General features: G+C 53.2%; 22 protein-coding genes and 1 riboswitch. Of the genes, 19 read left to right on the top strand and 3 right to left on the bottom strand.

The features are described from left to right. Positions 1 to 3 precede the first annotated feature (3 nt). Positions 4 to 1,095, bottom strand: a complete 1,092-nt coding sequence (gene ychF / locus HMPREF2711_RS06335) for a redox-regulated ATPase YchF (RefSeq protein WP_003748877.1) — start codon at positions 1,093 to 1,095, stop codon at positions 4 to 6. Positions 1,096 to 1,237: 142 nt separating this feature from the next. Continuing rightward, positions 1,238 to 3,940, bottom strand: coding sequence for a phosphoenolpyruvate carboxylase (gene ppc / locus HMPREF2711_RS06330; RefSeq protein WP_003748875.1), 2,703 nt, complete (start codon positions 3,938 to 3,940; stop codon positions 1,238 to 1,240). A 187-nt stretch (positions 3,941 to 4,127) separates the two neighbouring features. Here ppc and HMPREF2711_RS06325 point away from each other — a divergent pair, with 187 nt between their 5' ends. The 6 genes from HMPREF2711_RS06325 (at position 4,128) to HMPREF2711_RS06300 (ending at position 9,328) form a co-directional block, all read left to right on the top strand. Beyond that, the gene (locus tag HMPREF2711_RS06325) at positions 4,128 to 4,592 is read left to right on the top strand and encodes a cyclic pyranopterin monophosphate synthase MoaC (protein ID WP_003748873.1); all 465 of its coding nucleotides are present in this window, start codon (positions 4,128 to 4,130) and stop codon (positions 4,590 to 4,592) included. 49 nt (positions 4,593 to 4,641) lie between these two features. After that, on the top strand, positions 4,642 to 5,388 hold the full coding sequence (locus HMPREF2711_RS06320) for a HesA/MoeB/ThiF family protein (RefSeq protein ID WP_172884835.1): 747 nt from the start codon (positions 4,642 to 4,644) through the stop codon (positions 5,386 to 5,388). 183 nt (positions 5,389 to 5,571) lie between these two features. Then, a complete protein-coding gene (locus HMPREF2711_RS06315) occupies positions 5,572 to 5,916 on the top strand; it encodes a CidA/LrgA family protein (RefSeq protein WP_003748870.1) in 345 nt (114 codons plus the stop codon). A gap of 8 nt (positions 5,917 to 5,924) precedes the next feature. Further along, on the top strand, positions 5,925 to 6,617 hold the full coding sequence (locus tag HMPREF2711_RS06310; RefSeq protein WP_141745661.1) for an LrgB family protein: 693 nt from the start codon (positions 5,925 to 5,927) through the stop codon (positions 6,615 to 6,617). Between the two features lie 42 nt (positions 6,618 to 6,659). Beyond that, on the top strand, positions 6,660 to 7,880 hold the full coding sequence (argJ, locus tag HMPREF2711_RS06305) for a bifunctional glutamate N-acetyltransferase/amino-acid acetyltransferase ArgJ (RefSeq protein WP_003748863.1): 1,221 nt from the start codon (positions 6,660 to 6,662) through the stop codon (positions 7,878 to 7,880). Positions 7,881 to 7,957: 77 nt separating this feature from the next. Beyond that, positions 7,958 to 9,328: a chloride channel protein gene (locus HMPREF2711_RS06300; RefSeq protein ID WP_036494011.1), complete on the top strand. Its 1,371-nt coding sequence runs from the start codon at positions 7,958 to 7,960 to the stop codon at positions 9,326 to 9,328. Positions 9,329 to 9,409: 81 nt separating this feature from the next. On the opposite strand, the gene ubiB is transcribed toward HMPREF2711_RS06300, so the two are convergent. Continuing rightward, positions 9,410 to 10,921 carry a ubiquinone biosynthesis regulatory protein kinase UbiB gene (ubiB, locus tag HMPREF2711_RS06295; RefSeq protein WP_003748860.1) on the bottom strand — a complete coding sequence of 504 codons (1,512 nt, stop codon included), beginning with the start codon at positions 10,919 to 10,921 and terminating at the stop codon, positions 9,410 to 9,412. Positions 10,922 to 11,127: 206 nt separating this feature from the next. After that, positions 11,128 to 11,224, top strand: a riboswitch (glycine riboswitch). A gap of 210 nt (positions 11,225 to 11,434) precedes the next feature. Between ubiB and gcvT the strand changes: the two genes are divergently transcribed. From gcvT to rho, 13 genes are all read left to right on the top strand, one after another. Continuing rightward, entirely contained in the window at positions 11,435 to 12,535 is a 1,101-nt protein-coding gene (gene gcvT / locus HMPREF2711_RS06290; protein ID WP_070615846.1) for a glycine cleavage system aminomethyltransferase GcvT, read from the top strand. A 146-nt stretch (positions 12,536 to 12,681) separates the two neighbouring features. Further along, on the top strand, positions 12,682 to 13,080 hold the full coding sequence (gene gcvH / locus HMPREF2711_RS06285) for a glycine cleavage system protein GcvH (RefSeq protein ID WP_036494010.1): 399 nt from the start codon (positions 12,682 to 12,684) through the stop codon (positions 13,078 to 13,080). A 107-nt stretch (positions 13,081 to 13,187) separates the two neighbouring features. Next, a complete protein-coding gene (locus tag HMPREF2711_RS06280; RefSeq protein WP_036494008.1) occupies positions 13,188 to 13,739 on the top strand; it encodes a DNA-3-methyladenine glycosylase I in 552 nt (183 codons plus the stop codon). 55 nt (positions 13,740 to 13,794) lie between these two features. Continuing rightward, entirely contained in the window at positions 13,795 to 16,647 is a 2,853-nt protein-coding gene (gene gcvP / locus HMPREF2711_RS06275; RefSeq protein ID WP_003748853.1) for an aminomethyl-transferring glycine dehydrogenase, read from the top strand. A gap of 224 nt (positions 16,648 to 16,871) precedes the next feature. Further along, positions 16,872 to 17,681, top strand: coding sequence for a bifunctional hydroxymethylpyrimidine kinase/phosphomethylpyrimidine kinase (gene thiD / locus HMPREF2711_RS06270; RefSeq protein WP_003748851.1), 810 nt, complete (start codon positions 16,872 to 16,874; stop codon positions 17,679 to 17,681). A gap of 111 nt (positions 17,682 to 17,792) precedes the next feature. Next, positions 17,793 to 18,212 (top strand): OsmC family protein, encoded by a 420-nt coding sequence (locus tag HMPREF2711_RS06265; protein WP_003679886.1) that lies wholly within the window; start codon positions 17,793 to 17,795, stop codon positions 18,210 to 18,212. Positions 18,213 to 18,471: 259 nt separating this feature from the next. Further along, positions 18,472 to 19,185, top strand: coding sequence for a GntR family transcriptional regulator (locus HMPREF2711_RS06260; protein ID WP_049348122.1), 714 nt, complete (start codon positions 18,472 to 18,474; stop codon positions 19,183 to 19,185). Positions 19,186 to 19,257: 72 nt separating this feature from the next. After that, entirely contained in the window at positions 19,258 to 20,037 is a 780-nt protein-coding gene (locus HMPREF2711_RS06255; protein ID WP_070615844.1) for a DeoR/GlpR family DNA-binding transcription regulator, read from the top strand. 149 nt (positions 20,038 to 20,186) lie between these two features. Then, positions 20,187 to 20,786 (top strand): hypothetical protein, encoded by a 600-nt coding sequence (locus HMPREF2711_RS06250; protein ID WP_070615842.1) that lies wholly within the window; start codon positions 20,187 to 20,189, stop codon positions 20,784 to 20,786. A gap of 123 nt (positions 20,787 to 20,909) precedes the next feature. Further along, on the top strand, positions 20,910 to 22,598 hold the full coding sequence (locus tag HMPREF2711_RS06245; protein WP_003748842.1) for a glutamine--tRNA ligase/YqeY domain fusion protein: 1,689 nt from the start codon (positions 20,910 to 20,912) through the stop codon (positions 22,596 to 22,598). Positions 22,599 to 22,672: 74 nt separating this feature from the next. Next, positions 22,673 to 23,434 (top strand): hypothetical protein, encoded by a 762-nt coding sequence (locus HMPREF2711_RS06240; protein ID WP_003748840.1) that lies wholly within the window; start codon positions 22,673 to 22,675, stop codon positions 23,432 to 23,434. A gap of 57 nt (positions 23,435 to 23,491) precedes the next feature. After that, entirely contained in the window at positions 23,492 to 24,394 is a 903-nt protein-coding gene (locus HMPREF2711_RS06235; RefSeq protein ID WP_036494007.1) for a DMT family transporter, read from the top strand. A gap of 244 nt (positions 24,395 to 24,638) precedes the next feature. Continuing rightward, the gene (gene rho / locus HMPREF2711_RS06230; RefSeq protein WP_003748836.1) at positions 24,639 to 25,898 is read left to right on the top strand and encodes a transcription termination factor Rho; all 1,260 of its coding nucleotides are present in this window, start codon (positions 24,639 to 24,641) and stop codon (positions 25,896 to 25,898) included. Positions 25,899 to 25,934 lie beyond the last annotated feature (36 nt).

Raw genomic sequence — 25,934 nt, 5'->3', positions numbered from 1 at the left:
GGTTTATACGTTAAACAGGAAGTGCATCACATCGCCGTCTTGTACGACGTATTCTTTGCCTTCCACACGCATTTTGCCGGCTTCTTTGGCTTTGGCTTCGCCGCCTAAAGCGATGAAGTCTTCGTAGGAGATAACTTGGGCGCGGATGAAGCCGCGTTCAAAGTCGGTGTGAATGACGCCGGCGGCTTGCGGTGCAGTGTCGCCTTTGTGGATGGTCCAGGCGCGGACTTCTTTGACGCCGGCGGTGAAGTAGGTTTGCAGGCCCAAGAGGTCGTAGCCGGCACGAATCAGGCGGTTCAGGCCCGGTTCTTCCAAGCCCATTTCGGCGAGGAACTCGGCTTTTTCGTCGTCTTCCAACTCGGCGATTTCGCTCTCCATCGCGGCGCAAACGGCAACGACGGGCGCGTTTTCTTTTTCAGCCAATTCTTTCAGGCGGTCGAGGTGCGGATTGTTTTCAAAACCGTCTTCGGAAACGTTGCCGACGTACATGGCAGGTTTGGCGGTCAGCAAGAACAGCGGCTTGAGCATGGCGAGTTCTTCCGCGTCCAAACCGAAGGAGCGGACGGGTTTGCCTTCGTCCAGATGCGGCAGCAGTTTTTTGCACAGTTCGACCAGTTTTTGCGCGTCTTTGTCGCCTGAGCGGGCGCGTTTTTCTTCGCGGACGATGGCTTTTTCGACGCTGGCCAAGTCGGCCAGTGCCAATTCGGTGCCGATGGTTTCGATGTCGGCAATCGGATCGACTTTGCCTGCAACGTGAACGATGTTGTCGTCGTCAAAGCAGCGTACGACGTTGACGATGGCGTCAGTCTCGCGGATGTTGGCGAGGAACTGGTTGCCCAAACCTTCGCCTTTGCTCGCGCCTGCAACCAAACCGGCAATGTCGACGAATTCGACGATGGCAGGCTGCATTTTTTGCGGATTGACGATTTTTGCCAATTCAGCCATACGCGGATCAGGGACTTCAACGATGCCGACGTTGGGTTCGATGGTACAGAAAGGATAGTTTGCCGCTTCGATACCCGATTGGGTCAGCGCGTTAAATAGGGTAGATTTGCCGACGTTGGGCAAACCAACGATGCCGCATTTCAAGCTCATGGTTTTTCCTGAAAAGATAAAAGTTTAACGGCGGATTATAGCATATTGTGGAGGTACTCAAAACAGCCGCAATGCTGGTGTATGTTCATCATAAAAAGGCCGTCTGAAAACTGTTTCAGACGGCCTTTTTTTCCGTACTGCTTTAACCGGTATTACGCAAACCTTGCGCTACGCCGTTGATGGTCAAGTGAACCATCAGCAGGGCGTGCGGATTGTCGGGCTCTTTGCGCAGGCGTTTGAGCATGGCAACTTGCAGGCCGTTGAGGGCGTTCAGGTATGGAATCCTCAAGGCAAGCGAACGGGCGAGGCTGCGGTTGTCGCGCAGAAGCTCTTCGGTTTGCAGCAGGTCGAGCAGTGCTTTGCGGCTGCGTTGGTATTCTTCCTTGATCATGCCGAAGATGATTTTTGCTTTATCGGGCGATTCGCTCAAGCCGGCATAGTTTTCCGCCAAAGTGATGTCGGTTTTCGCCATGACTTGTTCCATATTGGAGAGCATGGCTTGGAAGAACGGGTTGCTTTGGGCGTGTTCGCGCAGGGCGGCGAGGGTTTCGGGTTTGCCTTCGCACAAGGTTTCCACTGCGCTGCCGAAACCGTACCAAGCCGGCAGCATGAGGCGGTTTTGCATCCAGGAGAATACCCACGGAATCGCGCGCAAGTCCTGAATCCGCGCCAGGGTTTTGCGGCTGGCGGGACGGCTGCCGAGGTTGAGGGTGGCGATTTCCTGAATCGGGCTGGTTTGCAGGAAGTAGTCGATGAAGTCGGGGTGGGTAATCAGTTCGCGGTAGTATTTGAACGATACGTCCGACAAATCCTGCATCAGCTTGGCATCAGGGTCTTTTTTGTCCGGCAGGATGCTGGCTTCCAAAGTCGCGGCGACCAAGGTTTCCAAGTTGCGTTGGGCATTGCCCGGATCGGCGTATTTGGCGGTAATGACTTCGCCTTGCTCAGTAATGCGGATTTGTCCGGCAACGCTGCCCGCGGGTTGCGCCAAAATGGCTTGGTAAGACGGGCCGCCGCCGCGGCCTACGCTGCCGCCGCGGCCGTGGAACAGGCGCATGCGGACATCGTATTTTTTGAAGAGTTCGACCAAGCCCAATTCAGCCTGATACAGACACCATGAGCTGGTAACGTAGCCGCCGTCTTTGTTGGAGTCGGAGTAGCCGAGCATGATTTCTTGGATGTTGCCGCGACTTTCGAGCAGGGCGTCATACCAGTCGAGGCGGAACATGGTTTCCATGACCGGGCAGGCGTTTTCGAGCGCTTCGATGGTTTCAAACAGAGGCACGATGTTGATGCGGCTGCGTGGTTTGCCGTTTTCCACTGTCAACAGGCCGCTTTCTTTCAGCAGCAATGCCAAGGCGAGCAGGTCGCTGGGTTGTTCGCAGTTGGAAATAATGCTTTGCGTCACGGCATCTTCGCCGAATTCGTCTTTGATTTTGCGCGCTTCGTTGAAAATCGCCAGCTCGTGGCGGGTATGGTCGCTGTATGTGATAAACGGGCTGTACAGAGGACGTTGATGGCTCAATTCGCGCAACAGGGCAGTTTGTTTTTGCTCTTCGTTCAGGCTGTTGTAGTCTTCCAAGCCTGCGTGTTGGAAAAGCTCGGCAACCACATCGGCGTGTTTGCCTGCGTGTTGGCGCAGGTCGAGCGGCATCATGTGGAAGCCGAACACGGACACGCTGCGGATAATGTCGGCCAGACGGCCTTCCGCCAGCAGTTGGCTGCCGTTTTCGTGGAGCGAGCGTTGCAGTTTTTTCAGGTCGTTGAGGAACTCTTCAACCGTGGCATAAGGCTCGAGGAAGCCGAATTTGCAGCCCATCCCCAAACCGAGTGAGCGCGCTTTGCCCATGGCGCGTGCCATGATGTAGGCGATGGCGCGGCGGTAGGGTTCTTCGGTACGGGCGATTTCTTCGTCAGGCGAGAGGGCGGCCAATGCCATCACATCGTCGTTGACTTTGACGCGGCGGATGGAGAGTGGCAATTCGCGGTAAAGTTTGTCGAGTTCGCCACGATAGAAACGGAACACTGCGTCGGCATGCCGTCTGAACGCAAAACGCAAGGTTTCGGCAGAAACGAACGGGTTGCCGTCGCGGTCGCCGCCGATCCAGCCGCCGATTTTAAGGATATTCGGAACGCGGACGCCGGGATAGGCCGTCTGAAAGTCGCGTTCCATTGTGCGGTAGAGTTTAGGCAGGGCTTCAAAGAAGCTCATTGGGAAGATGGATACACCGTTGTTGATCTCGTCGTTGACGCTGAGTTTGTGGCGGCGCGTTTCGCTGGTCTGCCACAAGCCCAAAAGGACTGTGTCGATTTCGCGGCGCAACTGAGCCAGCGCATCAGGATTAGTGCAGCGTTCGCGTTGCGGCAGCAGCGCACGGATGCGGCGGTTAAAGCTCAAGACGGTTTGGCGTTGCACTTCGGTCGGGTGCGCGGTCAAAACGGCGGTAACGACCGTGTTGTCCAGTTGTTGCTGCACCGATTTGCCGTTGACTTTTCCGGCTTTAAGCTTGCGCACGGTTTCCGTCAGGCTGCCTTCGGCGCCGCTGTGGCCGGCTTCTTCGTGGATTTGGCGGCGGCGTTCGTGGTGCACGTCTTCGGCGATGTTCAGAATTTGTGCGAACAGGCCGCAGGCCAGGGTTAAATCGTGGGTTTGCTGTTCGTCCAGTTGCGGCAACACCTTCTCAATCAAGGCGGCGCTGTCGTCTGAAGTCGATAACAACTTAACGGTTTCGACCACCAAAGGCGATGCTTCCTCATGCAGCAGATTGAACAGAGACTGTTTTAAAAATTCCGCATCCGCTGCCAAAGCGGCATCTTTGGGATTGTTTAAGATATGCAGTTGCATGATTTTTCTCTTATTTAAATGTTAATTTGGGTTTGTCCCGAACCCATTGTATAGCAAATTTTTGTAAACCGCCAATGCTGCCGTCCGATACATTTCAAACCGGAAAACGGCCGTCCGTATCCGCCGCGTGGCCGGTGTCTGTAAAATGCCGTAAAATATTGGCTGTCAAAACAGAGGCGAGAACCCCATGATCGAATTCCCCAACCAGCCCGATTTTCCTGAGCAACACACCGCCGTCGCCGTCGGCACCATCAACATGAGCCAGCAGGCGATACGGGTGTTGATAGAGAATGCCGCCGAAAAGGCAAGCATCCTGACCATCGCCCGCGTTGCCGCCATTCAAAACATCAAACAAAGCGGCAACCTGATTCCGCTGCACCTGCCCGGCCGCATCATCGGCGTGCAGGTTGATTTCGATATTAACGTCGAGCTGGCCTGCCTGAAAGCCACATTGACCGTCCAAGCGCACAGCAACGGCAGCATTGCCACCGAAGCCCTGACCGGCCTCAATCTGGCACTCTTGAGCGTTTACGACATGATGAAAGACGTTGACCGCAATATGATGCTCAGCGGTATCCGCCTCGAATCCGAAACCAGCAGCGAAGGCCGCCCTTTCCTGTTTGACAACGCCTACGAAAATATTAATTTCTAAACCACTCAGGCCGTCTGAATATTCGGTTTCAGACGGCCTTATTGTTATGATGAACGATCAACAACTTTTGCGGTTCAGCCGCCATATCCTGTTGGATGAAATCGGTATCGAAGGCCAAGAAAAACTCTTGGCCGCCCATGCGCTCGTTGTCGGTTGCGGCGGGCTGGGTGCGGCGGCCTTGCCGTATCTTGCCGCCGCCGGTATCGGCCGCCTGACGATTGCCGATGCCGATACCGTCGACGAGACCAACCTTCAACGCCAAATCACGTTTACCGAAGCCGACATCGGCAAAAACAAGGCTTTGGTCATGCAAGGCCGTCTGAAACAGATCAACAGCCAAACACACATTACCGCCATGGCCGAATTTCTCGATGAGGCCAAGCTGGTCGAATTGGCAAACGCCGCCGACATCATCCTTGATTGTTCCGACAACTATCCCACACGCCAGGCGGTCAACCGCGCCGCCGTTGACGCGTGCACGCCTTTGGTTTCCGCCGCGGCCGTCCGCTTTGATGGACAAATCGCCGTGTACCGCCCCGACCTTCCCGATACGCCTTGTTATGCCTGCCTGTTTGACGGCGAACAAGCCGACGACGGCGCTTGTGCATTGTTCGGCGTTTTTTCGCCCTTGGTCGGTGTTGTCGGAACGACCCAAGCCGCCGAAGCGCTCAAAGTGCTGCTCGGTATCGGCACGCCGTCGCACGGCAAACTTTCCACCTACAACGCATTGAGCGGACAATGGCGGCAATACGGGGTGAGGCGCAATCCCGAATGTCCGGTTTGCAGCGGCCGTTAAAGACAAAAGCAGGGCAAAGGTTTCACTACTCCGAAGCCAATCCGCCGGAGCAATCATGCTTATCTTTCATTAAACTTGAAAGAAGGCGTTTCTTCCCTTTTCAGACGGCCTGTGGCACGATATGATTCAATGATTAATAAATTTTTTGAGGCCGTCTGAAAAAGATAGGGAGAAACCGGCTTAATGAATATTATTCGTGCCTTATTGGTGGTATTGGGTTGCCTGACTTTGGGCGAGGCGGCCGTTTGGATTTTGGGGTTGAAGCTGCCGGGCAGCATTGTCGGCATGGGTTTGCTGTTTGCCGCGCTTCAGGCCGGCTGGGTCAAATTGTCTTGGGTGGAAGAGCTGGCGGACATTTTGATGGCGAACCTGACTTTGTTTTTGGTGCCGCCTTGCGTAGCCGTCATCAGCTATTTGGATGTGATTGCAAACGACTGGTTTTCGATTTTGACGGCCACCATCGTCAGTACGGTGTGCGTGTTGTTGGTCACGGGCAAAGTGCATGAGTGGGTCAGGAGGCTGATGTGATGGGCGATATCGACAATTTGTTGCGTATGCCCGTGCTTATGCTGTTTCTGACTTTGGCCGTGTATGCTTTGGCGGTGCAGATTCGGGTGCGCACGGGAAACGTTTTGTGCAATCCGGTATTGATCAGCACGCTGGTGTTGATGGGGTATTTGAAGGTATTTGCCATCGATTACGAGCTGTATCACGATGCGGCGCAGTTTATCGATTTTTGGTTGAAACCGGCGGTCGTATTGCTGGCCGTGCCGCTTTATCGAAATTGGGACCGTATCCGCAGCCAGTGGTTGCCTGTGGTGTTGTCGCAATTGGCGGGCAGCGTGACGGGCATTGTTACGGGCGTGTATTTCGCCAAATGGCTGGGCGCGTCGCGCGATGTGGTTTTGTCGTTGGCTTCCAAATCGGTGACCAACCCGATTGCAATTGAAATCACGGCATCGGTCGGCGGTATTCCGGCGATTACGGCGGCAACGGTGATTATCGCCGGACTTTTTGGACAGATGGCCGGATATAAAGTGTTGAAAGGGGCGTTGTACATGCCTTCTTCAGTGGGGATGTCTTTAGGGACGGCTTCCCATGCGATGGGGATTGCGGCGTCTTTGGAATACGGCCGCCGTATGGCCGCATATGCCGGCTTGGGCTTGACGCTCAACGGCGTGTTGACGGCGATATTGGTGCCTATCTTGATTCCCTTATTGGGCGTATAGCGTTTAGGCCGTCTGAAAATAGTGTAAACAGGAGAAAATGATATGGCTGTAAATTTGACTGAAAAACGTGCAGACGAATTGTTGGAAATCGACGGCATCCGTCTGTTTACGGGGCGTGCCGGCATCAAGCAACAAGACCGCGACGATTTGACGCTGATGGTGTTGGGCGGCGGCCATACGGTGGGCGCGGTGTTTACGCAAAACCGTTTCTGTGCCGCGCCGGTGCATATCGCCAAGTCGCATCTGTTTGACCAAGACGGTGTGAGTGCCTTGGTCGTTAATACGGGCAATGCCAATGCGGGTACCGGCGCACAAGGCCGTCTGGACGCGATTAAAGTGTGTGCGGCCGTGGCGGAACAGGTCGGCTGCCAATCCAATCAGGTGATGCCGTTTTCGACCGGCGTGATTTTGGAGCCGCTGCCTGTGGATAAAATCGTGGCCGCTTTGCCGCAAGTGCGCCCTGCATTCTGGTCGGACGCGGCGCGTGCCATCATGACGACGGACACTGTGCCGAAAGCCGCTTCACGCACAGGCCTGGTCGGCGAGAAACACACAGTCCGCGCCACCGGCATCGCTAAAGGCTCGGGCATGATTCATCCGAACATGGCGACCATGTTGTCGTTTATCGCCACCGATGCCAAAGTGTCCCAGCCGATTTTGCAGCTGATGACGCAAGAAATCGCAGACGAAAGTTTCAATACGATTACTGTGGACGGCGATACCAGTACCAACGACAGCTTCGTGATTATGGCGACAGGCCGTTGCGGTCAGAGCGAAATCGACAATACTGCCGATCCGCGCTATGCCCAGCTCAAAGCCTTGCTCGGTTCGCTGGCATTGGAATTGGCGCAGGCGATTGTCCGTGATGGCGAGGGCGCGACCAAGTTCATCACGATTGAAGTGCAAAACGCGAAAACCCGCGAAGAGGCGCGTAAAGTGGCTTATGCCGTCGCCCATTCGCCTTTGGTAAAAACCGCGTTCTTTGCCTCCGACCCGAACTTGGGCCGTCTGTTGGCTGCCGTCGGCTATGCCGGTATTGAAGACTTGGATGTCGATGCTTTGAAAATGTGGCTGGATGACGTGTTGGTAGCCGAAAACGGCGGCCGCGCGGAAAGCTATACCGAAGAGGCCGGACAAGCCGTGATGAACCGTCCGGAAATTACCGTCCGCATCGATTTGCAACGCGGCGATACGGAGGCGGTCGTCTATACCTGCGATTTGTCGCACGAGTATGTGTCGATTAACGCGGATTATCGTTCTTAAAAACCTTTATCCTTGTGTTCAGACGGCCTTTGAGAAAAGCATCAAGGCCGTCTGAATACATTGACTGTATGCCTATTATGAAATTTCCACAGACTTGGGCGGCGCGCCTCGCCCACAAAATCCGCCAAACCAAACGCCTGTCGAAAAAAAGCATGGCCTTTCTGTTTTTGCTGGCAGGCTCGGCACTGGTTGCCCTGACAGCTTTGCTGTTTGCGCGTCTGGCGGATTTGGCTTTGGAATGGAATGCTTTGCTGGCGGGCAAATATCCGTGGTTTGCGTGGGTGGCCTTGCCGCTGGGCTTGCCGCTTTTGGCGTGGTTTACGCGCAAATTTGCGCCGTACACTTCCGGCAGCGGTATTCCGCAGGTCATCGCTTCGTTGTCTTTGCCGTATGGTGCGCAGAAAACCCGTCTGATTCGTCTGGGCGAAACCTTTTTTAAGATTCCGCTGACGTTTTTGGGCATGATTTTGGGGGCGTCGATCGGTAGGGAAGGGCCGTCTGTACAAGTGGGTGCGGCGGTCATGAACGCTTGGGGCGCGTGGTGTAAAAAGCACGGGCTGGCGTTTAGGGGCATGCAGGAAAACGATTTGATTGCCGCAGGCGCGGCCGGCGGTTTGGCGGCGGCGTTTAACGCGCCTTTGGCCGGCGTGGTGTTTGCCATCGAAGAATTGGGGCGCGGCGTGATTTTGCGTTGGGAACGCCAAATCTTGATGGGCGTGTTGGCGGCCGGTTTCATTCAGGTGGCGATACAGGGCAACAACCCGTATTTTTCAGGGTTTCAAGGACACGAGCTGCCAAACATGCTGATGTGGGCCGCGGTGTCGGGCATCGTTTGCGGCGTGGCCGGCGGATTGTTCGGCAGCTTTTTGTATCGCGGCGCGGCGGCATTCGCACCGGTGCGCTGGCGCAGTTTCATCCGCCGTCATTTGTTGGTGGTCGCCTTTGTAATGGGCATTTTGCTGGCGCTGCTCGGTACGTTTTATCAAGGCAAAACCTATGGCACGGGCTATCACGAAGCCGCCGCCGCACTCAAAGGCGCGTATGAAGCGCCGTTCGGCTTGGCCGCCGCAAAATGGGCGGCAACCGTGTTCAGCTACTGGGCAGGCATTCCCGGCGGCATCTTCACGCCGTCGTTAACCATCGGCGCGATGATAGGCGAACACATGGCTTCTTTCGCACAACTGGGCGACGCATCCAATGTCGCGGTTTTGCTCTGCATGGCCGCATTCCTTGCCGCCGCGACCCAATCGCCGTTGACCGCCGCCGTGGTGGTAATGGAAATGACGGGCGGACAGAATTTGCTGTTTTGGATGCTGCTGACGTGCATCTTCGCTTCGCAAGTCTCGCGCCAATTCTCGCCGCATCCGTTTTACCATGCCGCAGGTTTGCGCTTCAGACGGCATATCGAAGCCGAAAGCGGACATGTTCCGCATGAGAAAAAAGAATAGATAGGCATATAAAAGGCCGTCTGAAAATCAGAGTTCAGACGGCCTTTTACTTTTATATATCGTTTAAAGCTGTATTACGGTTTACTTAAACAGCAAAATCAGCAACAAAACAACCGCAATCATACCCAGCCACAAACTTTGGCGTTGCTGTACTTTGACCAAGTGCACATAGGCATCGCGCATTTCCTGCTGGCGGTTTTCATCAACCAACGCATTGATTTTGCGCGGCAGGGAAGGGATGATTTGCGCCCAGTCAGGGGCTTCATTTTTGAGGTTGCGCCAAAGGGCCTTGGGGCCGACCTGTTCGTTCATCCATTTCACCAAAAACGGTTTGGCGGTTTTCCACAAGTCCAAATCGGGATCAAGCTGGCGGCCCAAGCCTTCGATGTTGAGCAGCGTTTTTTGCAGCAACACAAGCTGCGGTTGGATTTCGACATTGAAGCGGCGGCTGACTTCAAACAGGCGCATCAGCACCAAGCCGAAGGAAATTTGCGAAATCGGTTTGTTGAACACCGGCTCGCACACGGCGCGGACGGCGGCTTCCAATTCTTCCGCGCGCGTGTCGGCAGGTACCCAACCCGATTCGATGTGGGCGGTGGCGACGCGGTGGTAATCGCGGTTGAAAAAGGCAAGGAAGTTGATGGCGAGATAGCGTTTGTCGTAATCGGTCAGCGTGCCGACGATGCCGAAATCGAGGGCGATGTAGCGGTTGTCGGCGGCGACCAGAATGTTGCCGGGGTGCATATCCGCATGGAAAAAGCCGTCGCGGAAAACTTGCGTGAAGAAGATTTCCACGCCGTAATCGGCAAGTTTGTGCAAATCGATGCCGTCGGCTTTGAGTTTGGCAATATCGGATACCGGTGTACCGTCCATCCATTCGATGGTCAGTACGTCGCTGGTGCAGTAGTCGTAAAATACCTTGGGCACAATCAGCATATTGCTGTTTTGGAAATTGCGACCAAGCTGGCTGGCATTGGCAGCTTCGCGCATCAAATCCAATTCGTCGTGCAGGTATTTGTCAAATTCGGCCACGACTTCGCGCGGCTTCAAACGCTTGCCGTCTGAAAACAAACGTTCTACCCAGCCTGCACCAAAGCGCATCAGCGACAAATCCTGTTCGATAACGGGCAAAAGGTTGGGGCGCAAGACTTTCACGGCGACCTGTTCGCCCGAATGCAGGCGGGCTTTGTGTACCTGGGCGATGGACGCGCTGGCGACAGGCTCTGTTTCAAATTCCGCGTATAAAGTGTCGATGGATTGGCCTAAAGATTTTTCGATTTGCGAGCGCGAAAGCTGCGCATCAAACGGCGGCACTTTGTCTTGCAGTCTTGCCAGTTCGACCGCGTAATCATGCGGAATCAAATCGGGGCGCGTGGACAATACCTGTCCGAATTTGATGAAAATCGGCCCCAGGCTTTCCAACGCCAAACGCAGGCGCACGGCAGGCGTCTCGTGTTTGAACTTGGACGACTGCGGCAGCATATTGAGGAAAGTCCGCGCCCAACCCGGACGGACCAGCGAGGCAATCAGCTCGGCGAGGCGGTAGCGGTAGAGCGTGCAGAGGATGGTTTTGATGCGTTTGAGGCGGTTCATAGTGGGCGCGGATAAATCGAAAAAACAGAATTATATAGGAAAAACGGGTAAGGGCTTCAGACGGCCTGAGACTTTTGCAAAAATGTTTGCCGCATATCCGGCAATTTCGCAAAGGTTTGCGGTCGGCCGTTTTGATAAAAAGATGAATATTCACATCATAAATATTCGTCGGCCACTTGCCCAAACCGCCGATTCAAGCCATAATCGGAGCATGTGCAGGAGAGAGCTACACCCAACTACATGTGGCCACCGAAGGCGCAGACACCCTTAAATCGCTCAGGTATCAGGGACTGCACATTGAAACAAACAATCTGGAGAGCGGCGTTGGAATAACGTCCACCGAAGGGGAGAAGGCCGTCTGAACCACCATTCAGACAACCGCGCAAAGCAGTGAGCAGACTGGTTTGCCGTCCAGCGGATACGGCCGAAAATCTCAGGTTCAAGGACAGATAGGGTCATCCGCGCACAGGTGCGCGGGCGGCATCTGAACAATAAATCCGGAGAAACTTGAGAATGACTGCCCTGAAAACCACCCCGTTTTATCAAGCCCATCAAGATGCAGGCGCGAAGCTGGTCGATTTTGCCGGCTGGGAGCTGCCCATCCATTATGGTTCGCAAATCGCCGAACACGAAGCCGTGCGCACCGACGCCGGTATGTTCGACGTATCACACATGCTTGTTACCGACGTAGCAGGCGCAAATGCCAAAGCCTTTTTCCGCAAGCTGATTGCCAACGACGTTGCCAAACTCGCCTTCGTCGGCAAAGCCCTTTATTCCGCGCTGCTCAATGACAACGGCGGCGTGATTGACGACTTGATCGTTTACCGCACCAACGAAGCCGAAACCCAATACCGCATCGTATCCAACGGCGCGACCCGCGAAAAAGACACCGCCCAGTTCCACAAAGTCGGACAAGAGTTCGGCGTTGCCTTCAACCCGCGCTACGACCTCGGTATGCTTGCCGTGCAAGGTCCTAAAGCCATCGAAAAACTTTTGACCGTCAAACCAGAATGGGCGGATGTCGTCAACAACCTCAAACCGTTCCAAGGCGCGGATTTGGGCAATGACTGGTTTGTCGCCCGCACCGGTTACACCGGCGAAGACGGCGTCGAAGTCATCCTGCCCGGCACCGAAGCCGTCGCATTCTTCAAAGCCCTGCAACAAGCCGGCGTGCAGCCCTGCGGCCTCGGCGCACGCGACACCCTGCGCATGGAAGCCGGCATGAACCTCTACGGCAACGATATGGACGACGACACCAGCCCGCTCGAAGCAGGTATGGGTTGGACGGTTGATTTGAAAGACGAAAACCGCGATTTCGTCGGCAAAGCCGCCTTGCTGGCATTGAAAGAAAAAGGCGTTGCCGTCAAACAAGTCGGTTTGCTGCTCGATAAAGGCGGCATCCTGCGCGCACATATGGAAGTGTTGACCGACAAAGGCAAAGGCGAAACCACCAGCGGCGTATTCTCGCCCAGCCTGAAACAATCCATCGCCATCGCCCGCGTACCGAAAGAATTTGACGGCGATACCGCCAAAGTGCTGATTCGCGGCAAAGAAGTCGATGTGCGCGTACTGAAGCTGCCGTTTGTGCGCAACGGTCAAAAACAGTTTGATTAATATCGATTCAGACGGCCTTTATTTGTTAAGGGCCGTCTGAAAGCAGGTTTTAATTGTCGTCCGATACGGACGTTTATAGAAAGCATTGAACAAGGCATCTGTGGATATTGATTCACGCAGAGGCCGTCTGAAAATAACCCCTATCAATGGAGAATCAAACCATGAGCAACATCCCAGCCGAACTGAAATACGTTGCCAGCCACGAATGGCTGCGCCTTGAAGAAGACGGTACCATCACTGTCGGCATTACCCATCACGCGCAAGAGCTGTTGGGCGACATCGTGTTCGTCGAGCTGCCCGAAGTCGGTGCGAACCTGGCTGCCGAAGAGCAAGCCGGTGTGGTTGAGTCTGTGAAAGCCGCGTCCGACGTGTACGCGCCGATTGCAGGCGAAGTCGTTGCCGTCAACGAAGATTTGCCAAGCGCGCCGGAAACTGCCAACAGCGACCCTTACGGCGCAGGCTGGTTCTTCAAAATCAAACCTGCCAACCCTGCCGATTACGACGGTCTGCTGACTGCCGAACAATACGCAGGCGAAGTAGCTTGATTTTTGCAAACATCCAAACAGGTTTTATGCCTGTTTGATATTGCAGGTCTTAGGTCGTCTGAAAAATGCTTTCAGACGGCCTTTGTTTCAATTTTTCCTCAGTAAACATGAATTACTGCGAATTTGTCGCCACGCTGCCCGACGATACGGACAACCCCAACCAACATTATCACGACACGCAATACGGTTTTCCGATTGAGGACGACAATGAATTGTTTGAGCGGCTGGTGTTGGAAATCAATCAGGCAGGATTGAGCTGGACGCTGATGCTGAAGAAGCAGCAGGCATTTCAGACGGCATTCAAAGGTTTCGACATTGATACGGTTGCCGCATTTGACGAAGCCGATATTGAGCGGCTGCTTGCCAATGCAGGCATCGTCCGCAACCGCCTGAAAATCAACGCAGCCATTTATAACGCGCGACAAATCAAACAAATACAGCAAGAATACGGCTCATTCAAAAACTGGCTGGATGCACACCATCCGCTCGACAAGGCTGAATGGGTGAAGCTGTTTAAAAAACATTTTAAATTTGTCGGCGGCGAAATCGTCGGCGAATTTCTGATGAGTACCGGCTACCTGCCCGGCGCGCATGTGGAAAGCTGTCCGGTTTATAGGGAAATATTGGCATGTCGTCCGAAGTGGGCGGAGGCCGTCTGAAACAACATCTGAAAGAAAAAGCGGTTTTGATACCGATAACAAAAAAGGAGTAGAAATGAAACTATCTGAATTGTTCAACCCGAACGAATTTGCCGCGCGCCATTTGAGTTTCGGCGACGAGGCTGCGCTTTTGGAAGCGCTCGGTGAGAAGAGTATGGACGATTTTGTCGGCAACACCGTGCCGCAAAGCATCCGTATGCCGTCCGAACTCGACCTGCCCGAAGCCTTGACCGAGGCGGACGCTTTGGCGAAATTGAAAGGCATTGCGTCGAAGAACGTGATCAACAAATCCTATATCGGTTTGGGTTATTACCCGACTCGTGTGCCGAACGTGATTTTGCGCAACGTATTGGAAAATCCGGGTTGGTATACCGCCTACACCCCGTATCAGGCGGAAATCGCGCAGGGTCGTTTGGAAGCGTTGCTGAACTTCCAACAAGTGTGTATCGATTTGACCGGTTTCCCCGTGGCGGGTGCGTCTTTGCTGGACGAGGCGACCGCTGCCGCCGAAGCGATGGCGATGGCGCACCGCGTGGGCAAGGTGAAATCCGAGCGTTTCTTTGTGGACGAGCGCGTCTATCCGCAGACTTTGGACGTGATGAAAACCCGCGCCAAATATTTCGGCTTCGAGCTGGTGGTCGGCGATTTTGCCAAAGCGGATGAAGGCGAATACTTCGGCGCGCTGTTCCAATACGTCGGCAAAGACGGCGACGTGCAAGACTTGCAGGATGTTATCGGCCGTCTGAAAACCAAAGGCACGATTGTCGCCGTTGCCGCCGACATCATGAGCTTGGTTTTGCTGAAATCGCCTGCCGAGTTGGGCGCGGACATCGCGTTGGGCAACACGCAACGCTTCGGCGTACCGATGGGCTTCGGCGGTCCGCACGCTGCTTATTTCGCGTTTAAAGACGAGTTCAAACGCTCTGCCCCGGGCCGCATCATCGGCGTATCCAAAGACGCATCGGGCAAACCTGCCTTGCGCATGGCTTTGTCCACTCGTGAGCAACACATCCGCCGCGAAAAAGCGACATCCAATATTTGTACCGCGCAGGCATTGCTGGCGAACTTGGCCGGTATGTACGCCGTTTACCACGGCCCCGAAGGCGTAAAACGCATTGCCAACCGCATTCACGCGCTGGCTTCTGCCTTTGCCGATGCGCTGGTTTCAGACGGCCTGAATGTGGTTCACAAGGTCTTCTTCGATACCGTTACCGTTGATTTCGGCAGCAAAGAGAAAGCAGACCAAGTGTTCGCCGCTGCTTTGGAATCGGGCTACAACCTGCGCCGCGTCAACGATACTCAAGTTGCGGCAGCCTTCCATGAAACTTCGACACGCGAAGATTTAACTGATTTGTACTGCGCGTTTACCGGCAAAGATACGGCTACATTTGCCGATGACGTCAAAGGCCGTCTGAACGCCGAGTTGCTGCGTCAGGACGATATTCTGCAACATCCCGTGTTCAACCGTTACCACACTGAACACGAAATGCTGCGCTACCTGAAAAAACTCGAAGACCGCGATTTGGCGATGAACCGCAGCATGATTTCGCTCGGTAGCTGCACCATGAAGCTCAATGCGACTGCGGAAATGTTGCCGATTACTTGGGCAGAGTTCACCGACATCCACCCCTACGCCCCCAAAGACCAAGCCGCAGGCTACCGCGAACTCTTGACCGACATGGAAAACAGCCTGAAAGCCATTACCGGCTTTGACGCGATTTCCTTCCAGCCCAACTCCGGCGCACAGGGCGAATACAGCGGCATGCTGTCCATCCGCCGCTATCAAGAAGCCAACGGCGAGGGACACCGCAACATCTGCCTGATTCCCAAATCCGCCCACGGCACCAACCCCGCCACCGCCGCCATGCTGGGTTTGAAAGTCGTCGTTGTCGATACCGACGAACACGGCAACGTCAACATCGACGATTTGAAAGCCAAAGCCGAGCAACACCGCGACGCTTTGTCCGCCATCATGATTACCTATCCGTCCACCCACGGCGTGTACGAAGAAGGCATCCGCGACATCTGCCGCATCATCCATGAAAACGGCGGACAGGTTTACATGGACGGCGCCAACCTCAACGCCCAAATCGGCATCATGCAGCCTGCGGAGGTCGGCGCGGACGTGTTGCACATGAACCTGCACAAAACCTTCTGTATCCCTCACGGCGGCGGCGGCCCGGGCGTCGGCCCCATCGGCCTGAAAGCCCACCTCGCCCCGTTTGCACCGGGACACGCTTTGACCGACACCCACAGCGCCAGTGCCGACCAAACCGCCGTTGCTGCTGCGGCCTTCGGTTCTGCGTCCATCCTGCCGATTACTTGGATGTACCTGACCATGATGGGCAAACAAGGCATGGAACAGGCAACGTGCTGGGCATTGCTCAACGCCAACTATGTCGCCAAACGCCTGAGCGAAGACTATCCGATTCTGTATGCAGGCAAAAACGGCCGCGTCGCGCACGAATGTATCGTTGATTTGCGTCCGCTCAAAGCCGAAAGCGGCATCACAGAAACCGACATTGCCAAACGCCTGATGGACTACGGTTTCCACGCCCCGACGGTTTCCTTCCCCGTTGCCGGCACGCTGATGATTGAGCCGACCGAGAGCGAAAGCAAAGCCGAACTCGACCGCTTCATCGCCGCCCTGAAACAAATCAAACAGGAAGTGCTGAAAGTCGAGCGTGGCGAATGGCCGAAAGACGACAACCCGCTGGTCAACGCCCCGCACACCGCCGCCGACGTAACCGGCGAATGGGCGCACCCGTATTCCCGCGAAGAAGCCGTCTTCCCGTTGCCGTTTGTCCGCGAACACAAATTCTGGCCGAGCGTGAAACGTTTGGATGAGGTCTATGGCGACCGCAATCTGGTTTGCTCCTGCTTGCCGATTGACGCATACGAAGAATAAGCCTGAATAGGTTTAACATTGAACAGGCCGTCTGAAAATGAAAATAGTTTTCAGACGGCCTTTTGTTTGTTAAGATATTCCGCCCGAGAATGTACGTTTGTTTTAGGTAAAACAACAAATAAGGCTTTCGGAAAGATAAACGGCGCATGCCTTTGTTTGCGGATAAAACCAAACGGCTTTCAACAACGATAAACAAAAGGCCGTCTGAAAAACAGGAGGACACGATGGATGAACTTTTTATTCAAACGCTGACGATTGCCGGCTCCGATTCCGGCGGCGGCGCAGGCATACAGGCGGATTTGAAGACGTTTCAGATGCGCGGCGTGTTCGGCACCAGCGTACTGACCGCGGTTACCGCACAAAATACTTTGGGCGTATCGGCAGTGCATCCGATACCGACCGACATGATTGCCGCGCAGATTGCCGCGATTCAGGAGGATTTCCAAATCCGCGCCTATAAAATCGGCATGCTGGGTACGGCGGAAATCATCGAATGCGTGGCGGAACAAACCGCCGAATGCGACTTCGGCAAACGCGTGTTGGATCCGGTCATGATTGCCAAAGGCGGCGCGCCGTTGTTGGAAAATTCGGCCGTCGAAGCCATGAAACGCCTGCTGTTGCCGCATACGGACGTATTGACCCCCAATCTGCCCGAAGCGCAGGCATTGACGGGCATCAATATTGAAAACCGCCAAGATGCGGAACGCGCCGCCAAAATTCTTCAGGATTGGGGTGTGAAAAATGTGGTAATTAAAGGCGGCCATCTTGCCGACAGCCAAAGCGAATATTGCACCGACTGGCTGTTTACGCCAAACGAAACCATCGAGCTGAACAGCAAACGTTTCCCAACGCCGCATACGCATGGCACAGGCTGCACGTTTTCAGCCTGTATTGCTGCCGAGCTGGCAAAAGGGTTTGGCGTTCCCGAAGCGGTTCAGACGGCAAAAAACTATATCGCCGCCGCCATTTCCCATCCTTTGGGCATCGGGGCAGGGCACGGGCCGGTCAATCATTGGGCGTATCGGGACGAATAATGCGTTCAGACCAATTGTAATTGATTGTATTTTTCAGATGGCCTGACTAGGTTTATCACTTGAAATTGTTTACAATATCGGATTAATGCTTTTACGGATAAAAAAGACACCATGCAAGTTACTTCAAAATGGATAGACGGAATGTGCTTCGTCGGAACAACGGCAAACGGACACAGCGTTGTGATGGAAGGCGCGGCGGCTGAAGGCGAAGTCAAACGCGGCCCCAGCCCGATGGAAATGCTGTTGTTGGGTGTAGCAGGCTGTTCTAGCATCGATGTAGTGATGATTGCCGAGAAACAACGCCAAAAAATCACCGACTGCCGTGCCGAAGTGACTGCCAAACGCGCCGACACCGCGCCGCGCGTGTTTACCGAAATCCATATCCATTTCAAAGTGTATGGTCGGGATTTGCAAGAAAGCGCGATTGAACGCGCTGTACAGATGTCTGCCGAAAAATATTGCTCCGCATCGATTATGCTGGGCAAAGCGGCAAAAATGAGCCACAGCTTCGAGATCGTCGAAACAGAATAGGGCGGTTTCAGGGGGGGTGTCGGAGCGTGAAACGGCTGCCCACAAAAAAAGCAGATATATTCACGCATTAACATGAATATATCTGCTTGCTTTTTATTCCTTTTTCTCTCTCTCTATCAGCCTTTATAACTTGGCTTGTTGACCTCATTGTGCAAGTTTCGTTTAACATTGTCAACAATTTTTAATTATATTTTAAACACCCCCGAAAGCTGCAGGTTTGTAAACGCTTGTGCCTTAATACGGATACTGGGGAAACATTATGGATTACGAAAATAATACCAACGTTGCGCCTGCAACTTCATCGCTTATTTTGGAAGAGCGTCACGATTCCGAACTCTTCCGCGTGTACGCATTGATTTTGGACGGGATTACCGACCATCTGCTGCTGCCGGGCAAAAAATTGACCGAGTCCGAGCTGTGCCGGCAAATGGTTTGCTCGCGCAATACCGTGCGTGGCGCATTATCGCTTTTGGCGCACGATAAAATCGTCGATTTGCAGCCCAACCGCGGCGCATTTGTCCATGTGCCGGACTTGAAAGAAATGAAAGACGTGTTCAACACGCGTATCGAAATGGAAAGCATGATTTTGAGCGTCCTCATCGATATGCCTGATTTGGAAACGCGCCTGCAACCGCTTTACGCCATGATTGAGCAAGAGGCCGCAGCCTCCGAAAGCGGCGACCGCGTGGGTTGGAACCGCCTGTCCAATGCCTTCCATGTCGAATTGGCGCGGCTGCTGGACAACGACGTCCTGTTTGAAATCATGAATACCTTGTGCGCGCGTTCTTCACTGATTGTGGCCGTTTCCGATCCGCTTCGCAAAGAAAAGCGCACCATCAATTCCAATTCGCACCATGAACACCGCGAAATCCTCGATTTATTGGTGGCCGGCAAGCGCAACCGTGTGACCAAAGTCATGCGCCGCCACTTGAGCGCGTGCATCGAACGCTTGGAACAGAAACTCGAAATGTAATCGGTTTGACAATAAAAAGGCCGTCTGAAATATTCAGACGGCCATTGGTTTATCCCTGCAAAGTAAAACGCCATGAAACCCAAAATCCAAAGACACGAACATATCCTCACCCTTGTCCGCGAACATAACTTTATGACGGTGGAAGAGCTGGCGGCGAATTTGGATGTGACGCCGCAAACCATACGCCGCGATGTGCAGGAATTGAGCGAAACCGGACAGCTCAAACGCTATCACGGCGGCGCGTCTTTGGGCGACGTTTCAGTCGTAACGGCAGGGCAGGAGCGGCGCAACCATCAGCAGCAGGAAAAAAACGCCATTGCCCGGCTGATTGCTTCCACCATTCCCGACAATGCCTCGCTCTTTATCAGCATCGGCACCACCATGGAAGCCGTCGCCGCCGAGTTGGTCAGACAGCGTAAAAACCTGCGGATTATCACCAACAACATCTACGCCGCCTCCATCACTGCGGCGCGTACCGACTACACGGTCATCATCGCTTCCGGCGTGGTCCGTCCGTTGGATGGCGGTATTACCGGCGTGGCGACTGTCGATTTCATCAATCAATTCAAAGTCGACTATGCCATCATGAGTACCCACGGCATAGAAAACGACGGCTCGCTTTTGGATGACGATTACAAGGAAGTTAGCGTCATGCAGGCGATGGTAAACAATGCCCGCGTGCGCTATCTCGGCGTCGACCACAGCAAGTTTAACAGCAATGCCTTGGTCCGACTGGGCGATATCGGCGCATTCGATAAACTGTTTACCGACCGCATACCATCCGCCGCCATGCAGAAAACCCTAAACGAGCGCGGCGTGGCGTGGCAGGTTGCCGAATTTATGCCGCTTTGAGTTCGGTTGTTATAAAAAGTTAATGAAATTCGGGTACAATGGGGAGGAGTTTCAGATGGCTGTTATTGGATGAGTAGGCCGTCTGAAAACCAATCATCCGTCCATAAATGTTCTTTGATTCAGGAGAACAGTTTTGAAAAACAGTAAAGATGAATTTCCCCCGTATTAGCGAAAAAAAATTTGCCGGCCTTTCATTGGCAGGCAGTATCGTTATTATCATCACTACTTCGATATGGTTCTATCTGGTAGGTCCTGAAGGTTTTGACAGCACATTGATTGCCGGTATGTTGATGCTTGTCTCGGCGAATCTGGTTTATGCTCTGTTTTACCGGCGTTTGCGTCCCGCTACGTTGGCGGGCAGCTTGTGGGCGACAGCCATCGTTTGGGTTTGGTATATGATAGAGGTGCTCGATGAGCTCGCTTACATTCGGCACGGTTCAGGTGATTTGTGGTTTGTGTTGCCTTTATTCTATGGCATCTCGCTGATTGCTTCCATTATCGCCACCGCAGCCCGCACCAAGCTGCTCTCTTTGGAAAAATCCTCGCTTCAAGCATTTTGGGCGTCTATGAGCTGGTCTTTTATCGGCAATGCCGGTTTGCTTTGGATTTTTTACCCAATCGCACTTTTGATTATTTTGGGTATCGTTCTGTTGATTAATCTGCTGGTCAAGTTGATCGATTCATCAATGGCACCCAAACGTATGGAAGACAATACTTCCAACCATTCCAATCTTCCATCAGATTCATAATTACCCATGCAGAGGTCGTCTGAAATGGTTTTCGGACGACCTCTGTGACTTGTATTTACTGTAAAGCCGTCCTGTTTTCAGGTAAAATCGGTACGACATAATATTTTCAGATAGCTCCCGACCATGCTCAATAAAGACCAATTCGCGGACAACCACTTTATCCGCACCATCATCGAAGAAGACCTCAAAAGCGGCAAACATACAGCCATCCAAACCCGCTTCCCGCCCGAGCCGAACGGCTACCTGCACATCGGCCACGCCAAATCCATCTGCCTGAACTTCGGTTTGGCGTATATTTACGACGGCTTGTGCAACCTGCGTTTTGACGATACCAACCCCGAAAAAGAAAATGACGAATACGTCAACGCCATCAAAGAAGATGTCGAGTGGCTCGGTTTCCATTGGGCGGGCGAGCCGCGTTTCGCTTCCAATTATTTCGACCAGCTTTACGATTACGCCGTCGGTTTAATCAAAGACGGCAAAGCGTATGTCGATGATTTGACGCCTGAAGAAATGCGCGAATACCGCGGTACGCTGACTGAAGCGGGTAAAAACAGCCCTTATCGCGACCGCAGCGTCGAAGAAAACCTTGACCTGTTCACGCGCATGAAAAACGGCGAATTTCCCGACGGCAGCAAAACCCTGCGCCTGAAAATCGACATGGCTTCGGGCAACATCAATATGCGCGATCCTGTCATCTACCGCATCCGCCGCGCCCATCACCACAACACAGGCGACAAATGGTGCATCTACCCGATGTACGACTACACGCATTGCATTTCCGATGCCATTGAAGGCATCACGCATTCCTTGTGTACACTCGAATTTGAAGCCCACCGTCCGTTGTACGACTGGGTGTTGGACAACATTCCTGCGCCGCACGCCACACGTCCGCGCCAATACGAATTTTCCCGTTTGGAGCTTCTGTATTCCATCACGTCCAAACGCAAGCTGAACCAACTGGTTTCAGACGGCCACGTTGCCGGTTGGGATGATCCGCGTATGCCAACGATTTCCGGTATGCGCCGCCGCGGCTACACGCCCGAAGGCCTGCGCCTGTTTGCCAAACGCGCCGGTATTTCCAAATCTGAAAACGTGGTCGATATGAGCGTGTTGGAAGGCGCGATTCGCGAAGAGCTGGAAAACTCCGCCCCGCGCCTGATGGCGGTTTTGAATCCGCTCAAAGTCACCCTGACCAACTTTGAAGCCGGTAAAACCCAAAGCCGCCGTGCCGCGTTCCATCCGAACCACGAAGAAATGGGCGATCGCGAAGTACCTGTTTCACAAACCATCTATATCGAAGCCGATGACTTTGCCGAAAATCCGCCTAAAGGCTTCAAACGCTTGATTCCCGGCGGCGAAGTGCGCTTGCGCCACGGCTATGTGATCAAGTGCGACGAAGTAGTAAAAGACGAAGCAGGCAATGTGGTCGAACTTAAATGCAGCATCGACCACGACACCTTGGGCAAAAATCCCGAAGGCAGAAAAGTCAAAGGCGTGATTCACTGGGTGTCTGCCGAACACGTAGCAGAAATCAAAGTCCGCCTGTACGACCGCCTCTTTACCGTCGAGCGTCCCGATGCCGTGCGCGGTGAAGACGGCGAATACCTGCCGTTTACCGATTTCCTCAATCCAGAATCCATCAAGGAAATCACCGCCTACGCCGAACCTGTCGCAAAAGATTTGCCGGCGGAGAGCCGTTGGCAGTTCGAGCGTATCGGCTATTTCGTCACCGACCGCAAAGACCACAGCAAAGACACGCCGGTGTTTAACCGCACGGTAACGTTGAAAGATTCTTGGCAGGCAAAATAATTGGTAAGAAGGCAGTCGTTATGTATCGGCTGCTTTTTTATATTTAACTTATTAATTTTATAGTAGATAATTTTATGGAAAACCAAATACACACTTCACTGGAAGTTCGATATCACGAGCCTGAACGTCTTCCTGCTTCTGCAGGCATCAAGTGGATTACCGACGCTTTCGGTATTTTCAAACTTCATCCGTGGAAATGGATGGGCGTATTATCGATTTATCTGATTGTAGGTCTTGTGGTTTCTATCGTGGATTTTCTAGAAATTAATGTACTTTCTAGTTTAAAAAACATTGTATTCGGCTGGGTGGGCTTATGCTTATTGGGCGGAACCATGTATGCTGCTAAGAATGCTGATAATGGAAAAGCCTTTGATGTTGAATGTTTTTTTGTTGTCTTTCAAGATAAAAAAATAAGTTTTTTCATTTTATTTTTAGTTCAAACGCTATTTGCGATTGTTGGTGATTTTTTTATTATTTCGCTATATTTTTTAGGTCATTGGGCAGTGATACTCAGTACAGTATTATTTACTTCGATCACTTTATTTGTGTTTTTATTGACACCTGCTTTGATTGTTTTAGATGGCCTGAATCCATGGGAGGCTATTAAGGCTAATGTAAAATCGACTATGTGCAATATTCCTTCAATGATAGTTTATATTGGAAGCGTTGCTCTCTTTTCTTCTATGTGGATTAATTTGGGTAATATGTTGCTTAGTATATTTAAGCATTGGATCGTCATAATCATACTATTCTTACCTGTTGTTACGATTTTATTGCTGTCCCCTTATATTGCTTACCGCAGTATTTACCCTAATGGTCGTATTGTAAAATCCTAAGTGGATAAAGGCCGGCTGAAACATTTTCAGACGGCCTTTGTCGATAAAAGGGATGAGATGGAACGTTATTCTGTACATTTGAAACTGCTGGGAATGGCGGTGTTGTGGGGCGCGTCCTGGCCGATGGGGCGGATGTTGGGGCAGTCGCTGCCGCCGCTGACGGGCGGGGCGGTTCGGTTTGTTTTGGCTTCGGTTTTGTTGCTGGGCTGGTTGTTTGCGCGCAGCAGATTCACGACTTTGGCGGCTTTGTCGGTGCGGCAATGGCTGGGTCTGACGGCAGCCGCTTCCGTCGGCGTGTGCGGCTATGCGGTGTTTTTTATGCTGGGTTTGCAGACTATGCCGGCAGGCAAGGCGGCGGTGGTTGTGGCGGTGAATCCCGTGTTGACGCTGCTGTTGGCAACTTGGTTTTTCGGCGAGCGTTTAAATGTGAAGATTTTGGCGGGTATGCTGCTGGCGGTCGGCGGTGCCATTATGGTGGTAACGCAAGGGCAGCCGTTGACGGTATTGTCGGGCGGCATCAAGGCGGGGGAGTGGCTGATTTTCGGCTGCGTGGTCTGTTGGGCGGCTTATACCTTAATCGGTCGCGCGGTTTTGCGTGGGATAGATGCGCTGACGGTAACGACGGCAACGTCGTTCATTGGTGCGTTGATGTTGTCGGTGGTGGCGTTGTGGACAGACGGAGTGCCGTTTGAGGCGATAGCGGCAATGGATGGGCGCGGTTGGACAGCCTTGGCGTGGCTGGTCATTGGTGCGACGGTATTGGCCTATGCGTGGTATTTCGAAGGCGTGAAGACTTTGGGTGCAGGCAGCGCGGCGGCGTATATTACGCTTGTGCCGATTTTCGGTGTGCTGTCTTCGGCGTGGTTTTTGGGCGAACCGCTGCATATTTCGCTGGTTGCGGGCTGCGCGGCGGCAGTCGGCGGCATGACGCTGATGCGGTACGGGCAGAGGGCCGTCTGAAGTTGGGTAAATACTCGGATTTTGGGCGATGGGGTTGCGATTGCCAAGCTGTTGCCGGCCATAATCTTATTGTAGGGTAAGATTATGGTCTCGGCTCAGCGTTCGATTTAAAAATTTGACACCCTGCCTCCAACTGCCTAAAATTCAACTTTCTCAAAAATCTACCGTATCCTGCGGCACGATTTCATACTTTCAGACGGCCTGTGTGCCATCTCTCTGATACCATCCAAAATATATCAATACTATGCACGTTTCAGAACTCCAAACCCTCCACATTTCCAAACTCTTGGAAATGGCAGAAGAACATGGCATTGAAAACGCCAACCGTTTCCGCAAACAAGACCTCGTTTTTGCCATCGTCCGCCAGATGATGAAGCAGAATGTCAGCTTTACCTGTTCGGGTACACTGGAAATCCTGCCCGACGGCTTCGGTTTCCTGCGCAGCGCAGATACTTCTTATCTTGCCGGTCCTGACGATATTTATGTTTCGCCCACGCAAATCCGCCGCTTCAATCTGCACACCGGCGACACCATCGAAGGCAGCGTGCGCGTGCCGAAAGACAATGAGCGCTATTTCGCGCTTGTCCGCCTCGATACCATCAACGGCGATCCGCCCGAAGTCTGCAAACACAAAATCCTTTTTGAAAACCTCACGCCTTTATTCCCAACCGAACAATTCAAACTCGAGCGCGACATTAAAGCCGAAGAGAATCTGACCGGCCGCGCCATCGACTTGGTTTCCCCAATCGGTAAAGGCCAACGTGCATTGTTGGTGGCGCCGCCTAAAACCGGTAAAACCGTGATGTTGCAAAACATCGCCCACGCCATTACCGCCAATTATCCTGATGTCGAGCTGATTGTCCTGTTGATTGACGAGCGTCCGGAAGAAGTGACCGAAATGAGCCGTTCTGTACGCGGCGAAGTCGTTTCCTCTACGTTTGACGAGCCTGCACAACGCCATGTACAAGTGGCCGAGATGGTGATTGAAAAAGCCAAACGCATGGTCGAACATAAAAAAGACGTGGTCATCCTGCTGGATTCGATTACCCGTTTGGCGCGTGCCTACAATACCGTTGTGCCGACTTCGGGCAAAATCTTGACCGGCGGTGTCGATGCCAACGCTTTGCACCGTCCGAAACGCTTCTTCGGTGCCGCGCGTAATGTGGAAGAAGGCGGTTCGCTTACCATTATTGCGACAGCGCTTGTTGAAACCGGCAGCCGCATGGACGACGTGATTTACGAAGAGTTCAAAGGTACGGGCAATATGGAATTGCACCTTGACCGCCGTATGGCAGAAAAACGCCTGTTCCCGGCCATCAGCATCAATAAATCCGGTACGCGCCGCGAAGAATTGCTGGTGCCGAACGATCAGTTGCAGCGCATGTGGCTCTTGCGTAAATTCCTCCATCCGATGGACGAAATCGAAGCGACCGAGTTTTTGGTGGGCAAACTCAAAGACTCCAAAAACAATGACGATTTCTTTGAATTGATGCGCGGTAAATAAACATAAGGCCGTCTGAATATGTTTCAGACGGCCTTT

It is taken from the genome of Neisseria sp. HMSC070A01 (assembly GCF_001810165.1).
Lineage (GTDB): Bacteria > Pseudomonadota > Gammaproteobacteria > Burkholderiales > Neisseriaceae > Neisseria.
The sequence above is the reverse complement of the archived record's forward strand: the minus strand, read 5'-3'. Positions and strand labels throughout refer to the sequence as shown.